General features: G+C 41.4%; 24 protein-coding genes, 1 riboswitch and 1 other annotated feature. Of the genes, 23 read left to right on the top strand and 1 reads right to left on the bottom strand.

What is annotated here, in order from left to right; translation table 11 throughout:
* The first annotated feature begins 63 nt into the window (after nt 1-63).
* The 5 genes from hprK (at nt 64) to ABGU93_RS04195 (ending at nt 4,741) form a co-directional block, all read left to right on the top strand.
* Nucleotides 64-1,044, top strand: a complete 981-nt coding sequence (gene hprK, locus ABGU93_RS04215) for an HPr(Ser) kinase/phosphatase (RefSeq protein WP_347412251.1) — start codon at nt 64-66, stop codon at nt 1,042-1,044.
* 72 nt (nt 1,045-1,116) lie between these two features.
* Nucleotides 1,117-1,884 carry a phosphatase gene (locus ABGU93_RS04210; protein ID WP_347412250.1) on the top strand — a complete coding sequence of 256 codons (768 nt, stop codon included), beginning with the start codon at nt 1,117-1,119 and terminating at the stop codon, nt 1,882-1,884.
* 48 nt (nt 1,885-1,932) lie between these two features.
* Entirely contained in the window at nt 1,933-2,811 is an 879-nt protein-coding gene (locus ABGU93_RS04205) for a DegV family protein (protein ID WP_347412249.1), read from the top strand.
* Between the two features lie 201 nt (nt 2,812-3,012).
* Nucleotides 3,013-4,083, top strand: coding sequence for a peptide chain release factor 1 (prfA, locus tag ABGU93_RS04200; RefSeq protein WP_347412248.1), 1,071 nt, complete (start codon nt 3,013-3,015; stop codon nt 4,081-4,083).
* 268 nt (nt 4,084-4,351) lie between these two features.
* A complete protein-coding gene (locus ABGU93_RS04195; protein ID WP_347412247.1) occupies nt 4,352-4,741 on the top strand; it encodes a 4Fe-4S binding protein in 390 nt (129 codons plus the stop codon).
* A 90-nt stretch (nt 4,742-4,831) separates the two neighbouring features.
* On the opposite strand, the gene ABGU93_RS04190 is transcribed toward ABGU93_RS04195, so the two are convergent.
* Nucleotides 4,832-6,226 carry a glycine--tRNA ligase gene (locus tag ABGU93_RS04190; protein WP_347412246.1) on the bottom strand — a complete coding sequence of 465 codons (1,395 nt, stop codon included), beginning with the start codon at nt 6,224-6,226 and terminating at the stop codon, nt 4,832-4,834.
* Nucleotides 6,227-6,293: 67 nt separating this feature from the next.
* Nucleotides 6,294-6,507 (bottom strand) — a binding site (T-box leader).
* A 399-nt stretch (nt 6,508-6,906) separates the two neighbouring features.
* Between ABGU93_RS04190 and ABGU93_RS04185 the strand changes: the two genes are divergently transcribed.
* The 18 genes from ABGU93_RS04185 to ABGU93_RS04100 all read left to right on the top strand — a co-directional run bounded on the left by ABGU93_RS04185 (nt 6,907) and on the right by ABGU93_RS04100 (nt 24,020).
* Nucleotides 6,907-8,643 carry a Na/Pi cotransporter family protein gene (locus ABGU93_RS04185; RefSeq protein ID WP_347412245.1) on the top strand — a complete coding sequence of 579 codons (1,737 nt, stop codon included), beginning with the start codon at nt 6,907-6,909 and terminating at the stop codon, nt 8,641-8,643.
* 131 nt (nt 8,644-8,774) lie between these two features.
* Nucleotides 8,775-8,859: riboswitch (cyclic di-GMP riboswitch) on the top strand.
* A gap of 419 nt (nt 8,860-9,278) precedes the next feature.
* Nucleotides 9,279-10,748 (top strand): flagellar hook-length control protein FliK, encoded by a 1,470-nt coding sequence (locus tag ABGU93_RS04180; protein ID WP_347412244.1) that lies wholly within the window; start codon nt 9,279-9,281, stop codon nt 10,746-10,748.
* A gap of 13 nt (nt 10,749-10,761) precedes the next feature.
* A complete protein-coding gene (locus ABGU93_RS04175; RefSeq protein ID WP_347412243.1) occupies nt 10,762-11,184 on the top strand; it encodes a flagellar hook capping FlgD N-terminal domain-containing protein in 423 nt (140 codons plus the stop codon).
* Nucleotides 11,185-11,214: 30 nt separating this feature from the next.
* The gene (locus ABGU93_RS04170) at nt 11,215-11,622 is read left to right on the top strand and encodes a TIGR02530 family flagellar biosynthesis protein (RefSeq protein WP_347412242.1); all 408 of its coding nucleotides are present in this window, start codon (nt 11,215-11,217) and stop codon (nt 11,620-11,622) included.
* Nucleotides 11,623-11,694: 72 nt separating this feature from the next.
* On the top strand, nt 11,695-13,176 hold the full coding sequence (locus ABGU93_RS04165; RefSeq protein ID WP_347412241.1) for a flagellar hook-basal body complex protein: 1,482 nt from the start codon (nt 11,695-11,697) through the stop codon (nt 13,174-13,176).
* Between the two features lie 186 nt (nt 13,177-13,362).
* Nucleotides 13,363-13,557: a flagellar FlbD family protein gene (locus ABGU93_RS04160; RefSeq protein WP_347412240.1), complete on the top strand. Its 195-nt coding sequence runs from the start codon at nt 13,363-13,365 to the stop codon at nt 13,555-13,557.
* 30 nt (nt 13,558-13,587) lie between these two features.
* Entirely contained in the window at nt 13,588-14,436 is an 849-nt protein-coding gene (locus ABGU93_RS04155) for a MotA/TolQ/ExbB proton channel family protein (RefSeq protein ID WP_347412239.1), read from the top strand.
* 17 nt (nt 14,437-14,453) lie between these two features.
* Entirely contained in the window at nt 14,454-15,194 is a 741-nt protein-coding gene (locus ABGU93_RS04150) for a flagellar motor protein MotB (protein ID WP_347412238.1), read from the top strand.
* Nucleotides 15,195-15,223: 29 nt separating this feature from the next.
* Complete coding sequence (gene fliM / locus ABGU93_RS04145) at nt 15,224-16,237, top strand: flagellar motor switch protein FliM (protein WP_347412237.1); 1,014 nt, start codon at nt 15,224-15,226, stop codon at nt 16,235-16,237.
* Nucleotides 16,234-17,349, top strand: a complete 1,116-nt coding sequence (gene fliY / locus ABGU93_RS04140; protein WP_347412236.1) for a flagellar motor switch phosphatase FliY — start codon at nt 16,234-16,236, stop codon at nt 17,347-17,349. Before fliM ends, fliY begins: the two co-directional genes overlap by 4 nt.
* A 58-nt stretch (nt 17,350-17,407) precedes the next feature.
* Complete coding sequence (locus ABGU93_RS04135; protein WP_026395963.1) at nt 17,408-17,770, top strand: response regulator; 363 nt, start codon at nt 17,408-17,410, stop codon at nt 17,768-17,770.
* 56 nt (nt 17,771-17,826) lie between these two features.
* A complete protein-coding gene (locus ABGU93_RS04130; protein WP_347412365.1) occupies nt 17,827-18,144 on the top strand; it encodes a flagellar biosynthetic protein FliO in 318 nt (105 codons plus the stop codon).
* Nucleotides 18,137-18,925, top strand: a complete 789-nt coding sequence (gene fliP / locus ABGU93_RS04125) for a flagellar type III secretion system pore protein FliP (RefSeq protein ID WP_347412235.1) — start codon at nt 18,137-18,139, stop codon at nt 18,923-18,925. The genes ABGU93_RS04130 and fliP overlap by 8 nt, the downstream gene beginning before the upstream one ends.
* A 15-nt stretch (nt 18,926-18,940) precedes the next feature.
* Entirely contained in the window at nt 18,941-19,207 is a 267-nt protein-coding gene (gene fliQ, locus ABGU93_RS04120) for a flagellar biosynthesis protein FliQ (protein WP_347412234.1), read from the top strand.
* A gap of 35 nt (nt 19,208-19,242) precedes the next feature.
* Nucleotides 19,243-19,998, top strand: coding sequence for a flagellar biosynthetic protein FliR (locus tag ABGU93_RS04115; RefSeq protein ID WP_347412233.1), 756 nt, complete (start codon nt 19,243-19,245; stop codon nt 19,996-19,998).
* 24 nt (nt 19,999-20,022) lie between these two features.
* Nucleotides 20,023-21,090 (top strand): flagellar biosynthesis protein FlhB, encoded by a 1,068-nt coding sequence (flhB, locus tag ABGU93_RS04110; RefSeq protein WP_347412232.1) that lies wholly within the window; start codon nt 20,023-20,025, stop codon nt 21,088-21,090.
* Nucleotides 21,087-23,147: a flagellar biosynthesis protein FlhA gene (gene flhA / locus ABGU93_RS04105; RefSeq protein ID WP_347412231.1), complete on the top strand. Its 2,061-nt coding sequence runs from the start codon at nt 21,087-21,089 to the stop codon at nt 23,145-23,147. The genes flhB and flhA overlap by 4 nt, the downstream gene beginning before the upstream one ends.
* A gap of 36 nt (nt 23,148-23,183) precedes the next feature.
* Nucleotides 23,184-24,020 (top strand): FliA/WhiG family RNA polymerase sigma factor, encoded by an 837-nt coding sequence (locus tag ABGU93_RS04100; RefSeq protein WP_347412230.1) that lies wholly within the window; start codon nt 23,184-23,186, stop codon nt 24,018-24,020.
* Nucleotides 24,021-24,032: the final 12 nt, after the last annotated feature.

The following is a 24,032-nucleotide window of genomic DNA, read 5'->3' as shown; positions in this document are numbered from 1 at the left end:
TTGAGGTAGAATAACTTGAGTAAACTAATCAGCAGTAAATCAATGAAAAGAGATAAAAGAAGTATGAATGGTAAAGTAAATTTAGACGATTTCTGCAAAGAAATCAAACTTGAAAAAATTTATTATCAGTCGACGGAACTGAACCTGGCCAATAGCGGCATCAATCGGCCGGGGTTGCAGCTCCATGGTTATTATCAACATTTTGATTCCAATCGGGTTCAGGTGATTGGTAAGGTGGAAGTCGCCTATTTACTGGATCTAGATCCGGAAGTGAGAAAGCAGAAGATTGACGACTTTTTCTCCTACGAATTCCCCTGTTTTATTGTCTGTTGGGATCTGGACGAGACCCATCTGTTTGTGGATGCGGCCAAAAAATATGGACGAACCCTGTTGAAAAGCAAGGAACATACCACCACCTTGTTTTATGATCTGGTTAATTATATTGACCAGTTGTCAGCCCCCCGGATCAGTTTGCATGGGGTACTGGTTGAGGTTTTTGGGGTCGGAGTTTTGATTACCGGGCCCAGCGGGATTGGTAAAAGCGAAACTGCGCTGGAAATTGTCAAACGCGGCCACTGTCTGATTGCCGATGATGTGGTTGAGGTAAAACGGATTCGGGACGGCCACCTGATGGGGACAGCCCCGGAACTGCTCCAGCATTTCATGGAAATCCGGGGCATAGGCATCATTGACGTTAAAACCCTTTATGGGGCCAGAGCCGTCAAAAAAGATGTGGAAATAGACATGGTCATCCGGCTGGAAAACTGGGATGAACGATCCCCTTATGATCGCCTGGGACTGGATGAACAAACCTTGGCCATACTGGGAATTGAAGTTCCGGAAGTAATGATTCCCGTATCTGGCGGCCGAAATCTGGCCTGTATCATCGAAACGGCTGCCATCAATAATCGGACCAAACAATATGGTTATCATTCAGCCCAGGTTTTTTGTGATCGGGTTGCCCATCAAAACGATCTGGAAGTGCAGAAACGGGAAGAAAAGAAAAAACTGGATGAAAAGATAAAACAGGATGAGATGCAGTAGACGGGCCATGAAACAACCGGTAGTTTTTTTTACAAATGTCAGTTAATATAAAAAGAGAAAAGAGAATTAGAAATGAGAAATTACGTTTTAGATGCCCATACCCATACTCTGGCCTGCGGACATGCCTATAATACCATCCTGGAATTAGTCGATGCCGCGGCCCAAAAAAATCTGGAGATGATCTGTATCACTGAGCACGGACCGGAATTGCCAGGCGCTCCGACCCCCTTGTTTTTTGCCAATTATAAGGTGATCCCCGGAAAAATAAACAATGTTAAAGTACTTAAAGGTATTGAGAGTAATATTATGGATGCCGACGGAAATACCGATATTCCCATGGACTTCATCAAATCTCTGGAAATTATTTCGGCGTCGCTCCATACCCCAACCTTTAAACCGCAGACGAAAACCGTCAATACCAGTGCCGTACTGGGAGCCATTGCCAATCCGCATATCGATTTTATCTGCCATCTCGGCAATCCCACCTATGATCTGGATTATGAGGCAATCCTTCAGGATGCCAAAAAACACAATACCCTGATTGAAATCAATAATGGTTCTTTTTTTATCCGAAAAGGTTCCAAACCCAACTGTGAATGGATCGCAAACCGCTGTAAAGAACTGGAGATCCCGATTATTATAGGCAGCGATACTCATTTTGCCGCAGATATCGGTGATTTTCCTTATGTTGACAAGGTTCTCGACGCCATTGACTTCCCAGATGAACTGATTGTTAACCTGGATGCTAATAGGTTGATTGATTACCTCGAAAGCAAAGGTCGGGTGCTGTTTGCTGATCCCCGGCAATATGCCCAAGAATTGTTTTTGAAAAATGACTAAACTATGATAAAATAAGTTCTTGAAATCAAGTGGGAAAGGACATAGAGTATGACGATAAAAATCATCACCGATTCTGCCTGTGACATACTGGAAAGCGATCAACAAAAATTTGATATTGAGATCATACCGGTTTACGTCGTTGAAAATGAAACGACCTATCGTGATGGGATTGATATTTCATCCGAGGTGGTTTGCGACAATATGCGAAAAGGTGTGCGTTATAAAACATCGCAGATTCCCTATGGGGATTTTTACAAACGATTTGAAGAACTGATATCTATGAATCAACCCTTTATTTATCTGGCTTTTTCCAGTGGGCTGTCCGGCACCTATCAGGCAGCAGCATTGGCAGAACGGGATTTAAACGAAAAATATCCGGCGGCGATCTTTAAAGTCGTTGATACCAAAGCGGTTTGCTATGGCCTGGGGCACATTGTTTATGGGGCTGCCAAAGCCGCAGCTGAGGGCGCCAGCATGGATGAACTGATGAAGCGGATCAATTATTATATCGATCATGTTAAACATGTTTTTACGGTGACCGATCTGCAATATCTGTATCGGGGTGGCCGACTGAACAAAGGTACTGCCATTATCGGCAATATGCTGAACATTAATCCGCTGCTTGAAGTTAGTAAAACGGGCGAGCTACAACAAATTGATAAGGTCAGAGGCGAAAAGAAGCTGATCAAAAAAATGGTCGATTATCTGGAAACAAACGGTGACCAGATCAAGAAGCAAACCATCGGCATCAGTCATGCCGATAACATGGAACTGGTGGAGCTGTTTGTAAAAATGGCAGGAAAGCGTTTTGATACCGATCGGTTTAAAATAGTCCCCCTGGGCTCAACGGTTTTAACCCATTCCGGCCCCGGAACCCTGGCCGTCTTTTTCTTTGATGAATGGAAAGAGGCCTTTCAGTTTGAATAGCGCTAAAGGGACATTTTAAATAAGAACTTCGAACAAAAATTGCTTTGATGCTGGTTTCCGCAAACAATTTAGTAACGTGTAGGCGAACAGTTCGTAGAACTGTACGACGTACAATGTAGAAATTGTTTCGCGCAAACCGGCAGCGAAGCTCACGGCACTTTTGTAATTAACGAATCCATTTAATAAAAAATAAGGAGTATTATGTTAGCTAAGTTAGATTTTTTAGCAGAAAAGTATGCTGAATTAAATGAAAAGATCAGTGATCCCGAGATCATCGGTGATCAGAATCAGTGGCGAAAACTGATGAAAGAACATGCCCACATCGAACCGATCATTCAAAAATACAATGAATTTTCCGAGACCTTGTCAGCTATTGATGACACCAAAGAGATGCTGGAAGATAAGCAACTGGAAAAAGATTTTAAAGAAATGGCCGAAGCTGAGCTGGACGAACTATCAAAAAAGCGGGTGGAACAGGAAGAAGAATTAAGAATTCTGCTCCTTCCCAAGGATGTTAATGATGATAAAAACGTTATCGTTGAAATTCGCGCCGGGGCTGGTGGCAGTGAGGCGGCCTTGTTTGCCGGAGACCTCTTTAGAATGCTGACCCGCTATGCTGAACGTCAGGGCTGGAAAAGCGAAATCATGAGTTCCAGTATCCCCGATATTGGCGGAATCAAGGAAATCATTTTTGCGATTGAAGGCACCGGCGTTTACAGCCGACTAAAATATGAAAGCGGCGTTCATCGGGTCCAACGGATCCCCAGTACTGAATCAGGCGGTCGGATTCATACATCTACTGCTACAGTAGCAGTTTTGCCGGAAGCCGAAGATGTTGAAATTGAAATTGGCGCTAATGATCTGCGAGTCGATGTTTACCGATCATCCGGTAACGGCGGACAAAGTGTTAATACCACTGACTCCGCGGTACGGATTACCCATATCCCCACCGGAATGGTAGTTACCTGTCAGGATGAAAAGTCCCAGCTAAAAAACAAAGACAAAGCCCTGAAAATTTTAAAAGCTCGACTTTATGAAATAGAACAGCAGAAGCAGCAAAGTGAAATTGCCGAAAATAGGAAAAGTCAGGTCGGTACTGGTGACCGAAGCGAACGGATTCGAACCTATAATTTCCCCCAGGGTCGAATTTCTGATCACCGCATCAATATGACGGTTTATCAACTGGAAGCCTTTCTAGATGGTGATATCGATGAAATGATCAATGCTCTGATCACCAACGATCAGGCTGAAAAACTGAAACAACATTCTTAAACACTTAAGAGCTTTCCTGATTAGGGGAGCTTTTTTTATTGCAGGGAATTAATTGATAAAAATTTAACCTTATTTAGAAAGAGTATCGGCAAAGAGCTGTAATATTTTATCAGTAGGAAGCTCATTAACAGCGTAGAGTTAGAAATACCTATAAAATTTCCGGATTAGGTTGACATTTATTGGCTTTATAAGTAGAATGAAAATCAGTTGAAAAAATTTAAACATAAATTTGATCTGAAGATCAAATTGTCCTTAAGGAGGAGTAACAATGAAAAAAGTAATCGTAGCAGATCAGGCAGCATGTGTTAATTGTTTGACATGTGAATTAGCATGTTCAACCGCATTCTACAAGGAACCCGTTTCCGAATTATCATGTATTAAAATCACCACCAAAGAAGATGGTAGCCTCAAAACTTTGGTATGTGTCCAATGTGGTAAATGTGCAAAAGCATGTGAAGCCGGTGCAATCACTCAAAATGCCAAAGGTGTTTACATGATCAGTAAAAAACTATGTGTAAACTGTGGAAAATGTGTAGAAGCATGTCCATTTGGCGTATTGGTTAAATCAGAAGACCGGGATGTACCGTCAAAATGTATCTCTTGTGGTATCTGTGTTGATGCATGTCCTCAAAACGTATTGGCGATCAAAGAATCTTAATTAGCCGCATATTAATTAAATTTGTCACTTAAAAACGTCCCCTGTTCGAAAATTTTCGAACAGGGGACGTTTTTTTGACTGTTTTATAAATTAAAAATCAATTCGCTTGGAAATATAATCAACCACTTCAGCGATGGGCACGCGAACCTGGTCCATGGTGTCACGGTCACGCAGGGTGACGCATTCGTCGTCCAGGGTGTCAAAATCGACGGTGACGCAGAAAGGAGTGCCGATTTCGTCCTGGCGGCGGTAACGCTTGCCGATGCTGCCGGCTTCATCATATTCAATCATAAAGTGTTTAGACAGCAGGGTGGAAATTTCCATGGCTTTGTCGCTTAATTTTTTAGAAAGCGGTAAAACCGCGGCTTTGTAAGCCGACAGGAAGGGGTGGATCCGCATGACGTTTCGCTCTTCTGTTTTGTCGCCGCTGGTAATTGTTTCTTTTTCCATGGCGTTGCAGAGGAATGCCAGGAAAACCCGGTCAGCACCCAGAGAGGGCTCGATACAATAAGGGATATATTTTTCATTAGTGACCGGATCGGTGTATTTCATGTCTTTTCCCGAATGATTCTGGTGTTGGGTTAAGTCGAAATCGGTACGGTCGGCAATCCCCCAAAGTTCGCCCCAGCCAAACGGGAAGCGGAATTCCACATCAGTGGTGGCATTACTGTAATGGGAAAGTTCTTCCTGCTCATGATCCCGGAAGCGAATATTTTGATCCTTCATACCCAGGTCGAACAGCCACTTCTTGCAGAAGGCTTTCCAATAATCGAACCATTCCAGATCTGTGCCTGGAGCACAGAAAAATTCCAGTTCCATTTGTTCAAATTCCCGGGTTCTGAAGATAAAGTTACCGGGCGTAATCTCATTACGGAAGGATTTACCAACCTGAGCAATCCCGAAAGGCACTTTTTTACGGGTGGTTCGCTGAACATTTTTGAAGTTGACAAAAATACCCTGGGCTGTTTCCGGTCGCAGGAAGATTTCACTGGCGGTATCTTCATTAACGCCCTGGAAGGTTTTAAACATCAGATTAAACTGGCGGATATCGGTGTAATCCATTTTCCCGCATTCGGGACAGACGATCTGATGTTCTTCGATAAAAGTTTTCATTTCTTCATTAGACCAGGCGTCGACAATGACATCTTCACCTTTTTCAAAATAGTAATCAGCGATTAATTTGTCAGCCCGAAAACGCGACTGGCAGGCTTTGCAATCCATCAGCGGATCATTGAAGCCACCGACATGACCTGAGGCCACCCAGGTTTTTGGATTCATCAGGATGGCTGCATCCAGGCCCACATTATAGGGGGATTCCTGGACAAATTTTTTCCACCAGGCTTTTTTAACGTTGTTTTTCATTTCAACACCCAGTGGGCCGTAATCCCAACTGTTGGCAAGACCATCATATATTTCTGAACCGGGGAAGATGATTCCCCTCATTTTTGCAAGACTGACAATTTCAGCCATCGTAAATTCTGACATTTTTTTCCTCCTGTTAAATAGTATTATCATTAGCATGAATGCTAAAAAAACCGTCCCTTGTAACAATACAAGGGACGGTATAACCGCGGTTCCACCCAAGTTGTTTGCCATAAAGGCAAACCACCTTAAAAATTTAACGAATTTCACGTCAACCACTAATCAGTTAATAGTGGTTGCAGCTCCAAAAGTGCCATTCATAGAGTTTAATTACAGATCTTTCACCATCATCTGTTCGCTTTAAACCATTGACTCACTGATTATTCTTTTTTCAACGCTTTTAATATTAATTTCTAAACTAAAATGAAGAATATCAAAAAGTAAAGGGCCTGTCAAGTTTTAATTTGTTCCAATATGACATTGCAAAGCGTTACAATAGTTAACTATGGTAACAAACAGTTTGGATTTGCTTAAATTTAAACAAAATAATCATAAAAAAAATAAAAAAAAAGATTCTCATTATGTAAAGTTAGTGTTAAAATGTTGTTAAATATTGATTAAAAATAGGAAGAGAAAAAAAGATAGTTACCCTGGTGAAACAAGAATTAAAGATTAGGCCGAAATGGTCTAATCTTTAATTATGAAGGGCGAAAATTTTGATTTATCCAAATCGTTTGTGGGTCTTCAGAATTATTTGTATTCCTGGAATGCTATCTCAATTTTTGATATTTTTGGAGGAAAAAATGACGTTAGAGATGCTGATTGGCCTTTTTGGAGGCTTGGGGTTATTCATTTTTGGAATGCATATGATGAGCGAGGGCTTAAAAACTGTTGCCGGAACAAAAATGAAAAAACTGTTAGAAGTTTTAACTAACAACAAGGTCAAAGCGATCCTGGTGGGGACCGTGGTAACGATGATTGTTCAGAGTTCCAGCACTACAACCGTTATGGTTGTTGGCTTCGTCAATGCTGCTTTGATGACACTCACTCAGGCGGCCGGTGTTATTTTAGGGGCTAATATTGGAACCACTGTGACTGCTCAGTTAATTGCCTTTAATGTAACCGAATTAGCGCCGGTATTTATTGGATTTGGTGCATTGATTACACTTTTCAGCACCAGGAAAAGAAACCGAGACTTAGGAAGCATTGTGCTTGGTTTTGGGATTTTATTTTTTGGCATTGCAGCCATGTCGACTGCCATGGCGCCCTTGCGGGAAAGTGAAGATTTTATCTATCTGTTGTCTAATTACGGTACAAACCCTCTATTAGGGGTGCTGATTGGGACATTGATTACGGGAATAATTCAAAGCAGCAGCGCATCGATTGGTTTGCTTCAGGCATTAGCTCTTTCCGGTGTTTTTGCCAGCATCGGTGGCACAGGAGCGATTCAAATTTGTATCCCAATTTTAATTGGTACAAATATCGGAACCTGTGTCACAGCACTTATTTCGTGCATCGGGACATCAACCACGGCTAAGAAAGCGGCATTTATACATCTTTTTGTCAATATATTTGGGGCCGTTTGGGTGATGATGGTATTGGTAGCGATGGACAGCGCAATGCTGGTTAATCCCATTTATGAATTTATTGTCAGTATTTCGGGTGTTTTTATCAGCAGCAGCGGTGACGTGGTTCCTAATGTGGCCAGACAGATTGCGATGGCCCATACCATCTTTAACGTGGCCAACACAATTGTATTATTTCCGCTGATTGGCTATTTTGTCACCTTTTTGGATCGGGTTTATCCTGAAAAAGAGGAAGAACGTGGATTGCAGCTGGATGACCGGCTCCTCAACAATCCGTCCATTGCTTTGGGACAGGTGGTAAGAGAAACGAATCGGCTGGGTGAAATGAGTATGAAGAATTTCAGTATAGCTTGTGAATCGATGATGGATGGAAATGAAAAGCTGGTTGAAGAAATCGTTAAGCGGGAAGAAAGAATTGATGAATTTCAGCAGGGAATTGTCGAATATTCGGTTAAACTCTCCAATGAAAACATGTCAGAGGAGGAGAATGACCGTCTGGCCTTTATTTTAAAAGGAAGTCATGATCTGGAACGAATCGGGGATCATGCCATGAACATTGGTGAACTGGCAGAAATGCGCGCCTCTAATAAGATAGTTTTTAGCGAGATCGCGAATCAGGAAGTGTTAAATTTGATCAGCTTAACTACTAATACGCTCCGTGATATGGTAGAATTGATGAAGACTGAAGAAACGGTCTTATGCTATAAGATTCTGGATGAAGAAGATGAGATTGACAAATTAACTGAGAAGCTACAAGATGATCATATTCGTCGACTTAACGATGGGATTTGCAACCCCTATGCCGGCGTCATTTTTCTCGATTTATTAACGAATATTGAACGGGTTGGTGACCATGCTTCAAACATAGCCCAGGGTATTCTGAGATTGAAACTTCATCAGGGATTGATTAGCCAGAGTGAATTTGATAATGAGATTAAGGATCAACAGGCGTAATAATAAACTGTTAAATTAAGCTTAAGAGACACAAGTAATTACAACTAAACCGTTGTAATTACTTGTATTTTCTCTTAAGGATTGGAATATTTCGATTGACAGTTTGGGTTTATTAACGTAATATTATAACAACATAATATCAGCATACTTATTGAAAAATAAGGGCGCAAAGCTATAGGGTCTAAATACGTTGGTACAAGACAGCCAGTTGCAAATTTATAAGTAATTATCATTAAAAAGTAATTACCTTAATTAGCAGCGGCATAGGCGCTGCATTTTTTTTTGCTTAAGAGTCAATCGTACAGCTAAAAGTGACATTTAAATCTCAGAATTTTGTTGAGTAGAATTAAAGTATTATAAATAACAACTGCGGAATGATCTTTTTTAAAACGTTTGGTTTTATCAGAAAGATCCTTTTACAGGAACAATTATTATTTTAAATTAGAGTTTTCTTAAAATCAATTTAATTTGGATGTTTGATGTTTATAAGGCTTTTTTTCGCTAATATACATAATATAGCAATGATTATACCAGTCTATTTGACTGTTATATAAATGGGACATTTAAAATGTTCCGAATATTCCCGATCAGAATATGGACGGGTAAATATTCAACTTCACGAAGGGAGGTAGGCAATGAATTTAGATTTACAATCGACTGGAAAGTCGACAATGAATGGGTTGCGAGGGATAAATGCAAAAGCAGAGATGCCGGCAGCTTATCAGTCAAAAATTCATGAAAGAAGCGCCCAGTTTAAAAATCTGCTTAATCAGTCCAAACAGGATATCAAACAGGCAGATCAACAATTGGAGAAAGCACAGGAAAATCGACGGGAGTCCGAAGCAATTGCGGAAAGCAATCGACGCGAGAACGAGCGGAGATCGCCAAAAGACATTGATACTAAAGCAGACTGTGATCCCACCGAAAAACCGGTAACCGAGGAGCAAAACAGCGATGAAAGTCTGGAAAGTAGTTCTTTACAGACGCTTGAAACGGCTCAATTGATTGGTATCCAGAATTTTCAGGGAGGTATTGAAACAGCGTTAACGCGGCTTAACCTGAAATTGGGTCTTGAAGAAAACAAGGCACCGGAAGGTCTGGCCGAACAAGCACAAGTTATCGCGCTGACTGAAATGGACAATCAATCGCAGAGTGTGCCTGTTTTAGAAAGCATCCCACAATTTGATGAAACGGGTGAAGACGGTTTACAGGTTTTACAGCAAAACATCGGCATCATCGAAAATGAAAAAGTTGACGGCTCACAAGAATTATTGAAAAATTCCGGACCTGGGCTGGCAGCGACGAGCATCAGCGAAGAAGAGAGTTTTTCGCAACGGGTGGCTAACCAGAAAAGCGCAGGTGATGAACCTGAATCACAGATTGCAGATGATATCAGACAGCTGAATGGGGCACAAACTGAAGATGTTAAACCAGAACCGCTTATTAATGTTATTGGTGGTACGGATACGACAGAAGAACAGAGTTCCATACAAACAAAAATTCTTGATGGTCTGACAAACACATCGAACCAAATCGAAAACCAGAACCCAGGTGAAAAAGGTATCCAGGAGCTTAATCTTTCGGGCATCAACACAAATAAAGGCCCAGAAGTTCAATCAGACAACAAGGTGGCGGTCGCTCAACAGGTGGAACAGAAAATACTGCAGAATTTTGAGCCCAACAAGCCCATGGTATTGCAGATGACACTATCACCGGATAACTTAGGTGATATAGATATCAAGCTGAGCTATGATCAGGGAAAACTGATCATCGATATTACCGCCATGAGCAAGGAAACACAGAATCTGCTAGGTAAACAAATCAATCTATTGGTGAGAGGCTTAGCCTTACAAAATGTTCAGGTAGAAACAGTGCACCTAAATACACCGGTAGAACAGAGCAGTGACAGTCAGGATGCTACATTTATGATGAACGGCGGTTCTGATCCCAATGAAAACCAGAATCAGACCCTTTTAAGAGAACGGTTTATTAAAAACAGCGGCGTGTTGAACAGTATTTTAACAAGCAGTGAGGAAGATGAATCAGTATTGATTCCCCAGAATCTGCAAAACTACAATAACCATAAGGTAAATTATTTGATCTAAGGAGGAATAAATTATGGCAATTGATGGAATTAACAATTATTTAAGTACCGCAGCAACAACTACAGCAACTTCGCAGACAGCCAATGCATCAGCTAAAACATCATTGGATATGGATGACTTTTTAAAACTGATGGTCGCTCAGCTACAAAATCAGGATATGAACAATACTGCTGATACCTCCGAGTACACATCGCAGATGGCCCAATTTTCGATGGTTCAGGCATTAACAGATTTGACCGAACTTTCTAAAACAACCTATAGTCTCAGTATGATTGGCAAAGAAGTCACCCTGGCTGAAACCAAGTCGGACGGAACATTAAATGTTATCACCGGAACCGTGGAAGGTGTTAATCTTTATAATGGCGATGCGCAAATTATCGTAAATGGCGTAAACTATCCGATGAGCAGTGTTATGGAAGTAGCTCAAGCTAAATAATTAACAGACTTTGAAAGCTGAGGTGGAAAAATGGCTGACGGAATCAATGGCAATTATTATCGGCTAAATGATGCGATCATTCGGCAAACCGAAAGACTCAACAATACCAATCAAAATCAAACCGTTAATGATGCACAAAAAACCGAAACAAGTTTCAAGGACCTGCTTGATCAACAAATAAAGAATACCGTTACCTTTACCAAACATGCCAGTATTAGAAAAGAACAGCGAAATATCGAAGTGTCTGAAAGTGATTTGGAAAAATTAGGAAATGCATGTGACAAAGCCCAGGAAAAAGGGATTGGCAATGCATTGATTATGATGGATAATTCGGCATTTATTGTGAATGCAGCAGATAAACGGGTAATCACCGTGATGGACAAAAACGAAATGAAAAATAAACTATTCAATGATATTGATGGTGCCGTATTTATATAGTTGGACCTCGATGAGGAAACTGGAAGCTTTGACCGACAGATAAGCTTCAAACGGCACAGAAAGGATTTACAAATGATCAGATCTTTATACTCAGGAATTTCCGGGATGGCAGCCCATCAAACCAAATTAAACGTAATTGGTAATAATATTGCCAATGTTAATACCTATGGCTTTAAAGCCAGCCGCGTCGTCTTCAGTGACGTCTTATATCAAAATTTATCAACTGCTACCGGCGCAACAGCTACCACCGGCGGTACCAACGCCAGTCAGCTGGGCTACGGAGCCAAGGTTGGCAGCATTGATATGTTGAATACCATCTCTTCCGGGGCAACCACCGGCAGAGCACTCGATGTCTACATTGCGGGCGAAGGTTATTTAACCGTTCAGCCGGAAACCGGAACCAACCGCTATACCCGAGTTGGTAATTTAAAATTCGATGCTGATGGAAATCTTACCGACGGCGGCGGCAGCAAGGTGATGGGGATCCCATTGGATGCCGATGGAAACCCCGTTTTAGATGCTAATGGAACTTTGGCAATTACAGACTTGCAGGCAATCAATGTACCACCTGCAGAGCTGGAAAAGTATACCGGTATTACTATTGGTAAATCCGGCGAGATTACCGGGATCAGAGCCGGAGATCCGGAGTTTACCCAAGCTTCGGGAATTGGCTGGTTAAATTCATTGACAGTACCAGTGGATTCGAATTATACGGGGAATGTCAAACTTGCAGTAGGGTATATGGTTCATCCTGAAGACACCAGTGCTGAGCTTGATGCGCTAACCCTTGATCCGACGTCAGATATTGCCGGAACGTTAACTTTGACAAAAACTGGAGATGTTTATACGTTAGATCCAGCGACAATTACGAATAAAGATGGATCGGTAACACTGACGGATACTGGTGCTGCGACCTTATCTTCAACCGGGATTTTAACATTCGCTAATTTGCCTGGTCTAAAAATTGATACAACTAAGATTTCGGGAGATTTAACAGCAGGTCTTGAACTTGGTACAATTACGCCAGATACCGAGGTGTCGGTTGTTGCTACAGTTGCGAATCAAGGTGGTGTAACAGAATATCTAACAACACCGGTAGGTTGGATATTTGATGGGACGACATCGACTGCTATTCCTCTAACAAATGAATCGACTGGGGGCACATTAACCCTCGATGTTAACGCGACAGACTTTGATATAATCTATACGACTGATTATCTGGACAACACAACCATCGGCAAGATTGAAGCCGGCAGTGATAAACCAGTCACCCTTGGCTACCTGGCCTTATCAAAATTTGCAAACGTCGACGGTTTGCTTCAGGATGGTAATGGTTACTTTATGGAATCCGCCAACTCCGGCACACCCATTGCCTCTAAAGCTGGCACCAACGGAACCGGGGGAACTGAGTCAGCCAATCTGGAAATGTCAAACGTTGACTTATCCCAGGAATTTACAGATATGATTGTGGCCCAACGTGGATTTCAGGCAAATTCCCGAATTATTACTGTTTCTGACTCCATTCTGGAAGAATTGATTAATCTAAAACGATAGTTTATAATAAACTGAGAAAGTTCACCCGAAGGAGAAAACTTCTTCGGGTAGAATTTTTTATCATGGCCATTCACCAAATGGGTGATGCACTCATTTGGTGAATGGCTGTTAACAAGCAGAAAAGCTGAAAGTTAGTGCTATTTAGGCAATACCCAAATAATAAAAACTATATTTTAAGGTGGAAATATGATAGAATTAACCAGATTGAACAAACAAAAGAATGAGAAGTTTTTACTCAATTGTGAGATCATCGAAATTATTGAAGAAAAACCGGATACAACCATTCGCCTGATGAACGGTAAACACTATGTAGTAAACGAGAGTTCAGCCCAGGTTCTGGCAAAGATCATCGCATACAAACGAAATATTTTTAGTCGTTAATCACTAAATTCTGACAGGAAGTAAAAATTTATGGAAATAACAACAATCATCGCATATGTCTTGGTCATTTTTACGATGTTCTTCGGAATGACTTTTGGTGCAAATGGATTTAATATCGGCGCAATAGGAAACTTTTTTAACATTCAAAGTATTTTTATTACGATTGGTGGAACACTATTTGTCTTGCTGGCATCGTTTCCCATGAAATCTTTTATGCATATTCCGAAACATTTAAAGATGATTTTTTTTAAAAATAAAAAGGATCCATTGGAATATGTCGAAATTCTCACAGAATTATCAAAAGAAGCCAGACGTAAAGGTTTATTGGCACTTGAAGCCAAGGCTGCCGATATTCAGGATGAGTTTTTAAAAGAAAGTGTGCTACGGATCGTCGACGCCATTGAGCCAGATAAGCTAAGATCCTGGTTTGATCAGAAAATCGATTATATTTCAGCCAGAAATGATGAAGAGCGTAAACTATATGATATGGGAGCAGCCCTGGGACCAGCCTTTGGTATGATTGGTACCCTGATAGGTTTGATCAACATGTTGAAAAACATGAGTTTTGAAGGCGGTGCCAGCACCTTGGGTTCAGATATGTCGGTAGCTCTGATTACCACACTATACGGATCAATATTGGCAAACGCCCTTTTTATGCCAATTTCCAATAAATTGGAAATTGCACAGGAGCGGGACCTACTGATCAAAGAGTTGATCATTGAAGGGGTTGTAGCCATCAAAGAAGGTGAAAATCCCAAATATATTCGGGACAAGCTGATGAACTTTCTAACGGAAGATGAAATCAGAAAAGCAAATGGCGAAGCTCCTTCAAAAGGTGGAAAATCTAGAGGTAAAAAAGGAAAAGCTGTTGAAAGTTAAAAATAGGGGTATATAGTATGGGAAGGCGTAGTAAGAATAAAAAAGCGGTCAATAAAGATGCCTGGCTGAACACCTATGCAGATATGATCACACTGATTTTAGTTTTTTTCATTCTGCTTTTTTCCATGTCAACCATCGATGCCGAAAAATACAAACAACTGGTTGAAATATTTAATCCAGCTGCGGTCTATGAAACGACGGGTACAGCGACAGAATCAGATGGAGCAACATCGCCAAATGAAGATATCTCAGTAGAGGAAATTGTCGATCTGGAAGACTTATATCAATACTTGAGTCAATACACCAAGGAAAACGGACTGGATGATGCCGTCAGTATTGAAAAGTATGAACATTCCGTATCAATCAAGTTTATGTCATCGATCTTTTTTGAACCGGATAGTTCCCGGATCAAAGCCGGTGGACAGCAGATTTTAGTTGACATCGGTCAGGCTTTTAAAGCTGTGGAACCAACCATCAAGTCGATTCGGATCGATGGTCATACTGCCCAGGCCGATTCGCCGGTAGATGATCGGGATTTATCCAGCAACCGGGCCAACGAGGTGTTAAGATTCCTGCAAAACGGCTACATCAGTGATCCTTCAAAATTATTGTCAGTGGGATTTGGTCAGTATCGACCGATCGCACCAAATGACACTGAAGAAAACAGAGCCAAAAATCGCCGGGTTGAAATCATTATTTCCGAAACTGAAGATTTCTTCAGTGACACTGCGACAGCGACAGAAACGGTTGCACAGTAGAATAAAAGACAATACTAGGAGAAACTAATATGGCAGAAATTCTTTCGCAAAGTCAAATTGATAGCCTTTTAAGCAGTTTAATAAGTGGCAAAGACGAGCCAGACGAACCGAGCAGTAGTTCGGGCAAAAAGGTTAAAGATTACGACTTTAGAAGACCTAAGCTTTTCACCAGAGAACAGCTTAAGCATTTATTCAGCATTTATGAAAATTATGCACGGCTGGTGTCTTCTCACATAACTGGAATTCTGCAGACTTATAGTTTGGTAGAAATTATTGAGGTGGAAGAACAGCAATACTATGAATTCAATAACGCCCTCCCTGACTCGGTGCTGATGGGTCTCATCGATTTTGATATCAAAGACAGTGAAGACGAAGAAGATCTGGTGATCATGGATATTTCCAAGGAAGTTGGTTTTTGTAGTTTTGACAGACTTTTGGGTGGCTCCGGAAAACCGCTTAAGGAAGACCGCGAATTTACAGAAATTGAAATCGGCGTCATGGAATATTTTTACCGCGGGATGATCAACCTGATGAAAAATGTCTGGTTTGATTACCTGGAGATCGCTCCGCGATTAATGAAAATTGAAACCAATTCCCGAATTCTTCAGGGAGTCGGGGCAGATGAAAATGTCGTGATCATTGTTATGAGTATCAAGGTCAATGAGACCCAGGGGAAGATTAATATCTGTATTCCGGCGACGACCCTGGACATGCTCTTTAAAAAGAAGATGTCACAAACCAAGAAAAATATAAAAAGAGGAGATCAGCAGGCAGAGGAAAAAAGACGGTTAAATATTATCAATGAAATCAGAAAAACAGAGCTGGAAATCAGAGGCGTGTTGGGTGAAACCGAAGTACTATCCCAGGACATTTACGAACTGGAGGTAGGAGATATCATCAAACTGAATAAACCGGCAAATTCCATGGTTGATATTGTTGTCAATGACGAAGTCTGGTTTAGGGGCGAAATGGGAGATTATAAGAAAAAAAGGGCAATTCAGATAAAAGAGTTTAACGAGAGAGGAAGTGAACTATTCATATGACAGAAGCAGTAGAGAATCCAGACAAATTAACCAGTATGGAAGTTGATGTCATCGGTGAAGTCATGAACATCAGCATGGGTACAGCTGCCACAGCGATGTCCACCATACTAAGTACAAAAGTAAACATTACCACCCCAAGAATTGAAACAATCAGTGTTGAAGCCTTTGAGTTCGCTTATCTTGAACCAGTAATTGGTGTTTTAATCAATTATGTAGAAGGTATCGAAGGTGCCAATGTCCTGCTTTTACAAGAATCAGATATGAAAAAAATCTTGTCACAGCTGTTTGATATGGATACCAGTGACGAGATCGAGTTTGACGAAATCAGCAAAAGTGCCATTGGTGAAATAATGAACCAGATGATGGGGGCGGCAGCCGGTGCTTTAGCTTCGTTTTTGGGAAAAGTCGTCAATATATCGCCGCCAATTCTGCTGGATACCACCAATAAATCCAGTATCCGGGAGTTATTTTCGCTAAAAGGCGAAAATCTCGTCAGTATCAAGTTTAACCTGAGCATTGAAGGGCTGGTTGAAAGTGAATTTATCAGTGCCATGGAACCAGCATTGGCCCGGGAAATTGTCTCCATGTCGATGGGTGCCAGCGGTATGGATGACGAAGAGGAAGAAGTCGCTCCGCCACCACCGCCACCACCGCCACCACCCGTTCAACAGGCCCCACCGATTCAGCAGGAAACTGCCTATCAGCAATCAACTCAGGCGCCCCAGGCAGAACCGGCTCGAGTGGTCAGAAATGATCCGCCACCGGCAACCTATGCGCCACCGCAACAGCCAGTACAGGTAAATGCCTATGAATACCGACAACTGGGTGAAGAGCAAAAAGTCAATATACCAGGAGATAATTTGGATTTACTGATGTCAGTACCCATCCAGATAACGGTAGAATTGGGGAAAACGAGAAAAAAAATAAAAGATATTGCCGAATTGACATTGGGAAACATTGTTGAGTTAGATCGGCAGGCCGGAGATCAGGTGGATGTCATCGCCAATGGCCGCTTAATTGCTCGGGGCGATGTGGTAGTTGTTGATGACAATTATAGTGTTAAAATAACCGAGATTATCAAAGTCAGAGATAATTCCGAACAAAAAAAATAACAGAAATTAATATAGATTAACAAATAATTTTGAAAGAATGGTTAATAAGGAGAAGAAGATGAGTAAAATTTTAATTGTAGACGATGCGGCATTTATGCGTATGATGATCAAAGATAGTTTAAAAAAGGGTGGCTACACCGATTTTATTGAAGCAGAAAATGGCGAAATCGCTCTGGCAGAGTATAAAGAAAATCGTCCGGACCTGGTCCTTTTGGATATCACCATGCCAGTGATGGATGGTATCCAGGCGCTCCAGGCCATTAAAGGATTTGAACCACAGTCCAAGGTTATTATGTGTTCGGCCATGGGCCAGGAAGGCATGGTTGTTGAAGCCATCAAAAATGGCGCTCTTGATTTTATTGTCAAACCATTTAAAGCAGACCGTCTGATCCAAACAGTAAACAGTGCCCTTGGCAAGTAAAAGAAAGTAGGTCCAAATTGGGTTCTAGCGATGTATTTTCTATAATTCTAGCACTTGTGGGGACCGTCGGTGTCATAGCCTTAACCTATTATGGAAGCAGATGGTATATTGAACGGTTTATCAAAAGACCGGGATCATTATCCGGAGAGCATCATATGAAGGTAGTTGAAAGACTGATTGTCGGGAAAAACGGTTCAATTATTATTGTTGACATTCAGGGGGTTCAATACCTGGTTGGAGTAACCGAGCAAAATATCCAAATTTTGTCACAACTGGAAGAACCAATTTCCTTTCAAAAAAAGCAGGAAATATCAAAAGAAAGCTTTTTGAGTATGGTAAAATCATTTTCTCAAAAGGAAAAACAGAATGAATGAAATAATAAAGACATCAAATAATAAAAAAGTGATTTTTAAAAAAGCACTTGTCATAATGCCGATTATCGCCATTTTGTTTTTTCTGACAGCTGCAAAAGCTCATGGCGCAGAGGCTTCTGTAGAGGCCCTTCTGGCTGGTGAAAGTTCAGACACGGTAAAGATCATTGTCTTAATGACACTGATTGCCATCGTTCCGACCCTGCTTTTGATGATGACCTGTTTTGGCAGAATCATCATCGTACTCTCATTTTTAAGAAGTGCATTGGGTTTACAACAAACACCACCCAATCAGATTCTGGTGGGTCTGGCGCTGGCCATTACATTTTTTGTCATGTCGCCAGTATTAATGGAGATCAACGAGGTAGCGCTGCAACCTTATAATGCCGGAACCATTGACTCCCAGCAATTTCTGGATTCAGCGACTGAACCCATTAAAGAATGGATGCTGATGCAAACCACCACCACTGATGTAGATTTGTTTAAGAGTCTGTCGGTTCAGGCTGGTCAGACCGGGACTGAAAATATCCAGCCTCAGGATTTACCATTGACGATTGTCATCCCCGCCTTTATCATCAGTGAATTAAAGCGAGCTTTTCTGATTGGATTTTTACTGTTTATTCCATTTTTAATCATCGATATGATTGTTTCAAGTGTGCTCATGTCCATGGGGATGATGATGCTACCACCGGTTATGATTTCCATGCCATTTAAATTAATGTTGTTTGTGGTGGTGGATGGCTGGGGTTTATTAGTCAAAACCCTGATTATGACCTATAACTAAAGAAGGGAGCAGCATATGAGTACAGGTGATTTAATCGGAATTTTCAGAGATGCAATCTTTACCGGAATGAAGGTGGCAGGACCGATACTATTAATAAGTATGCTGGTGGGGTTAATTATCTCGATTATCCAGGCGGCCACGTCTATTAATGAACAAACAATGACCTTTGTGCCAAAACTCATTATCACCGCGCTGATGATGATAGTCGCCGGCGGATGGATGCTCCAGCAGATGATGGATCTGGTTATGAGGATATTTGAATTAATAGCCACTAAGATCTAGAGAAATAGGCATGGGTGATAAACGTGACGTTTGACATGAACCAGTATTTAATTTTTCTTTTAGCCAGTTGCAGAACGGCAGGAGTTATCTTCTTTAACCCTATTTTTGGTAGAAATAGCGTTCCCAGTATTATGAAGGTAGGATTATCTTTAGCCATTGCCATGTTTGCCGTTTTCGAGTTGGGCACAACCCAGGTGATCGATTACACGGCAATTGAATTTATCGGTGCCATGCTTCAAGGTTTTATTATCGGAATTGTTATCGGGTTCATCATGACGTTATTTCTTTCGGTATTTCAACTGGGCGGAGAAGTAATGGATATGCAAATGGGTTTGAGCATGGCTTCAATGTATGATCCGGCCACCAAGGCAAACATATCGGTTACCGGTAACCTGCTGACATCTATGTACATACTTATTTTTTTTATCTCAAATGCTCATCTGGCCCTGTTTACGGTGGTAATACAATCGTTTCAGGTTATTCCCTTGGGGATTGGACAAGTCAGTGACCAGGTTGCAGTGTTTTTTATCGAACTGATGTATTATATCTTCATCTATGCAGTACAATTATCCATCCCGATCATCGTCACTGAGATCATAGCAGAATTTGCCGTCGGGATCTTAATGCGGTTGGTACCAAACATTAATGTGTTTGTAATCAATATACAAATTAAGGTTATTATTGGGTTGATTGTCGTTTTCACCATAATACCTGCATTGGCCAATTTTATGACCCAAATGAATTTACTGATGATGGAAAAAATAACTCAGGTACTGACATTTTTCATTTAACACAGATAGTAATCGGAGAAAAGAATGGCAGGATCAGAAAAAACCGAAAAAGCGACCCCCAAAAAAAGAAAAGACGAGCGTAAAAAGGGCAACACCTTTCAAAGCAAAGATGTGGTTAGTGTGGTTCTTCTCTTTGTGGCATTTTTTGTTTTGAACTTGCTGGTTCCGTTTATTTATCAACAGCTTAAAAATCTCTATATTGCTCAAATAAAAAAAATCGTGACGCTGGACACGCTAACCGTTGATAGTCTCAATCAGCTGTTCAGAGAAGGCGCAATTGTATTTTTCGTATCGGTGTTGCCGGTAGCAGTGATCATTATGATTGTTGCTGTTATTATGTCGGGGGTGCAGACGGGATTTCTAGTAACTGGAGATGCCCTAAAGCCGAAATTTAACCGAATTAACCCTATGTCGGGAATTAAAAGGATGATTTCATTAAGATCATTAGTTGAACTCCTTAAATCACTGGCCAAAGTGGTGTTGATTATCTGGATTATCTATGCAGTTATTTTAAGTATTATTCCGATGACCCCAGACATGCTCGTCACAAAAATTGATGAAAATATGATGTTTATCAGTGACCAGACCATGTCAATGGTACAAACCGTCTGTATGATTTTTGCTGTGGTGGCCATTCTTGATTATGCTTACCAGCGCTATGATTATGAAAAAAAACTGAAAATGACCAAGCAGGAAGTCAAAGACGAATATAAACAGACCGAAGGTAATCCCGAAATAAAAGGGAAGATCAGACAAAAACAACGGGAAATGAGTATGAGCCGAATGATGCAGATGGTGCCCCAGGCTGATGTTATCGTCAGAAACCCGACCCATTATGCAGTGGCTTTAAAATATGACATGGATCATGACGTTGCCCCGATGGTATTAGCCAAGGGGAAAGACCATATTGCCCTGCGGATTGTCAAAGTGGGGGAAGAAAACAAGGTGCTGGTGAAAGAAAACAAAGCGCTGGCCCGGGGTTTGTATGAATCGGTCGAGATCAATGATTATATCCCAGCAGAGCTTTATAAAGCCGTGGCAGAATTAATGGCATGGGTGTATAGTACTAAGAAGAAGGAAAATGTCCAATGAAAATCATTCAGAATTTAGTCGTTGTCTTTGTAGTTCTGACAATCGCTCTTATTATTATTCCATTACCGCCATTTATTCTGGATTTTATGTTTATTTTAAACATAGCGATATCGCTGATTATTCTTTTGACAACCATGTATATCAAAGGGCCCCTGGATTTTTCCATTTTTCCATCATTGCTCTTGATTACAACCCTATTGCGGCTAGCCCTTAATATTTCCTCAACCCGACTAATACTTTCAAACGGCGGCGAGGCCGGTGCAGTTATTGAAACCTTTGGTTCATTTGTACTGGGTGGCAATGCGGTTGTTGGCTTTGTTGTATTTATTATCATTGTTATTGTCCAGTTTATTGTTATTACCAAGGGTGCGGAGCGAATATCTGAAGTATCGGCTCGATTCACCCTGGATGCGATGCCCGGAAAGCAGATGTCCATTGATGCCGATTTGAGCTCCGGTGCTATTACAGATGTCGAAGCCAAGGAAAGACGTTTAAAGATTCAAACCGAAGCCGAATTCTATGGTTCCATGGATGGGGCGACCAAGCTGGTCAAAGGCGATGCGGTAGCATCGATGATCATCGCAGTCATCAACCTTGTCGGGGGGATGGTTATCGGGATGCTACAGGGCGGAATGCCTCTGGAAGAGGTGGTTTCGGTTTATACTATCGCGACTGTCGGGGATGGTCTGGTCTCTCAGGTACCGGGACTGATGATCTCAGTGGCCACAGCGATGATTGTGACCCGGGCTGCTTCGGAAAACAACCTGAATGTCGATGTTAAGAATCAGTTTTTATCGCAACCCCAGGTTTTAGTTATTGCCGGTATTGGTATTTCGGCCATGGCGCTGATTCCCGGTGCCCCGGCATTACAGATATTAACATTAGCGATCATGCTGAGTGGATTTGGCTTGCTGCTGATCCGCCGGTCTAATGTTAAAGTGGTGGTTGACGAAGTTGAACAAATGACTCAGCTGATTCAGGAAGAAAGCAGTGAAGTTGATTTTTACCGGAATATCGACAATGTTTATAATATCATCGGGGTGGAACCCATCGAGATGGAATTTGGATATTCTCTGCTACCGATGGTGGATGAAGGCAGCTCCGGTAATTTTATCGATCGCATTGTCATTTTCAGAAAACAATTTGCTATGGACATGGGTGTCGTTATCCCAACGGTTCGATTAAGAGATAATGGACTGATCAATCCTAATCAATATATTATAAAAATCAAAGGCGAAGAAATTGCCAAAGGCGAAGTTCTGGTGGGTTATTATCTGGCTCTGGATCCATCCAACACCAGCGAACCCATTGATGGTATTGAAACCATCGAACCGGCCTATGGGATCAAAGGAAAATGGATCACTGAGAATGAAAAAGAACTGGCCGAGGTCTACGGCTATACCGTTATTGATGCCCTTTCTGTGATTGTCACGCATATGTCCGAGGTCATCAAAAAGCATATGCACGAACTGTTAAGCCGACAGGATATCAACACCTTGCTGGAAAACGTCTCAAAATCCAATCCCGCTATTGTTGATGACGTTATCCCGAATATTATTTCAATTGCCGATTTCCAGAAAATACTGATAAACCTCCTAAATGAAGGGATTCCGATCAGAGATTTGGAAAGCATCCTGGAAACACTGGGTGATCACGGCACCAGTATCAAAGACACTGATATGCTTACCGAGTACGTCAGACAGAAACTCAAACGAACCATCACCCGAAAATACACCGATGGCAACAGCATCAAGGTGATTGCCCTGGATCAGGAAATCGAGAATATCATCCTCAATTCGGCTAAGAAAAACGAGCATGGCACCTATCTGGCCATTGATCCCCAGGTAGTACAGACCATTGTCGAAAAGGTCACCGAGCAAATTGAAAAGCTCAAAGAAATCATTGACCATTCGATTATTCTCACATCCCCAATCGTGCGGATATATTTTAAGCGATTAATTGAACAATTTATGGTAGATTTAACTGTCCTTTCCTTTAATGAGATAGATACCAATATTCAAATTCAAGTGATTGGCATGATTAAGTTGGAAAATTAATCAACGCAAATCCTTTTAAGAATAAGGAGTGTCAGAATGAATGTAGCAGAAATTAATAACGAAGATAAAATCGTCGCAGATACAGACATTGTTATTCCGGTTGAGAAATCTGAGGAAGAACTGAATGCCGAAAGAAAGATGGCTGAGCTCTGGCAATTATATAAAGAACAGCAAACGACTGAGATCCGGAACGAAATTGTGCTGCAATATACCGGTTTGGTAAAAAAAATTGTCTTACGGTTTAAGGGTAGTTATAACAATTTTGGCCAATTGGACGATATGGTTAATCAGGGGATGATTGTTCTGATTGATGCGGTGGAAAAGTTTGACCCGGATATGGGTAATAAATTCGAAACTTTTGCGACTCTGAAAATCAGAGGCGCGGTCATCGATTTTATGCGAAAACAGGATTGGGTGCCGCGTAGCCAGCGCAGTCTTTCAAAAGTTCTCGAAGAAACCCACGGCGAATTATATGCCGCCTTAGAAAGAGAACCGACCGAAGCTGAAATTGCCGCAAAAATGGGAATTTCCGAGGCAAATCTGCAGAAAATTCTGCAGCAGCGGCACAACTCGATTGTGTTGTCCTATGAAGAGGCGATCAATGAAAAAATGATGGAAGTCTCACCGCTGATTACCGAAGAAAAAGCGGACGATTCCCCAGAATCGCGGATACTTTTTAATGAACTAAAAGAGAAGCTGGGGGAAGCCATCGACCAGTTAAAAGAAAAAGAACGGTTAGTAGTCTCCCTATATTACTATGAAAATCTAAAATTAAAAGAAATTGCCGAAGTGTTGGGTGTGACGGAGTCACGGGTATCCCAGATTCACTCCCAGGCGATGATAAAAATGAGAAACCGCTTAAAGAATTATTGATCAAAGAACGAT

The organism is Acetobacterium sp. (assembly GCF_039830195.1).
Classification (GTDB): domain Bacteria; phylum Bacillota; class Clostridia; order Eubacteriales; family Eubacteriaceae; genus Acetobacterium.
The sequence above is the reverse complement of the archived record's forward strand: the minus strand, read 5'-3'. Positions and strand labels throughout refer to the sequence as shown.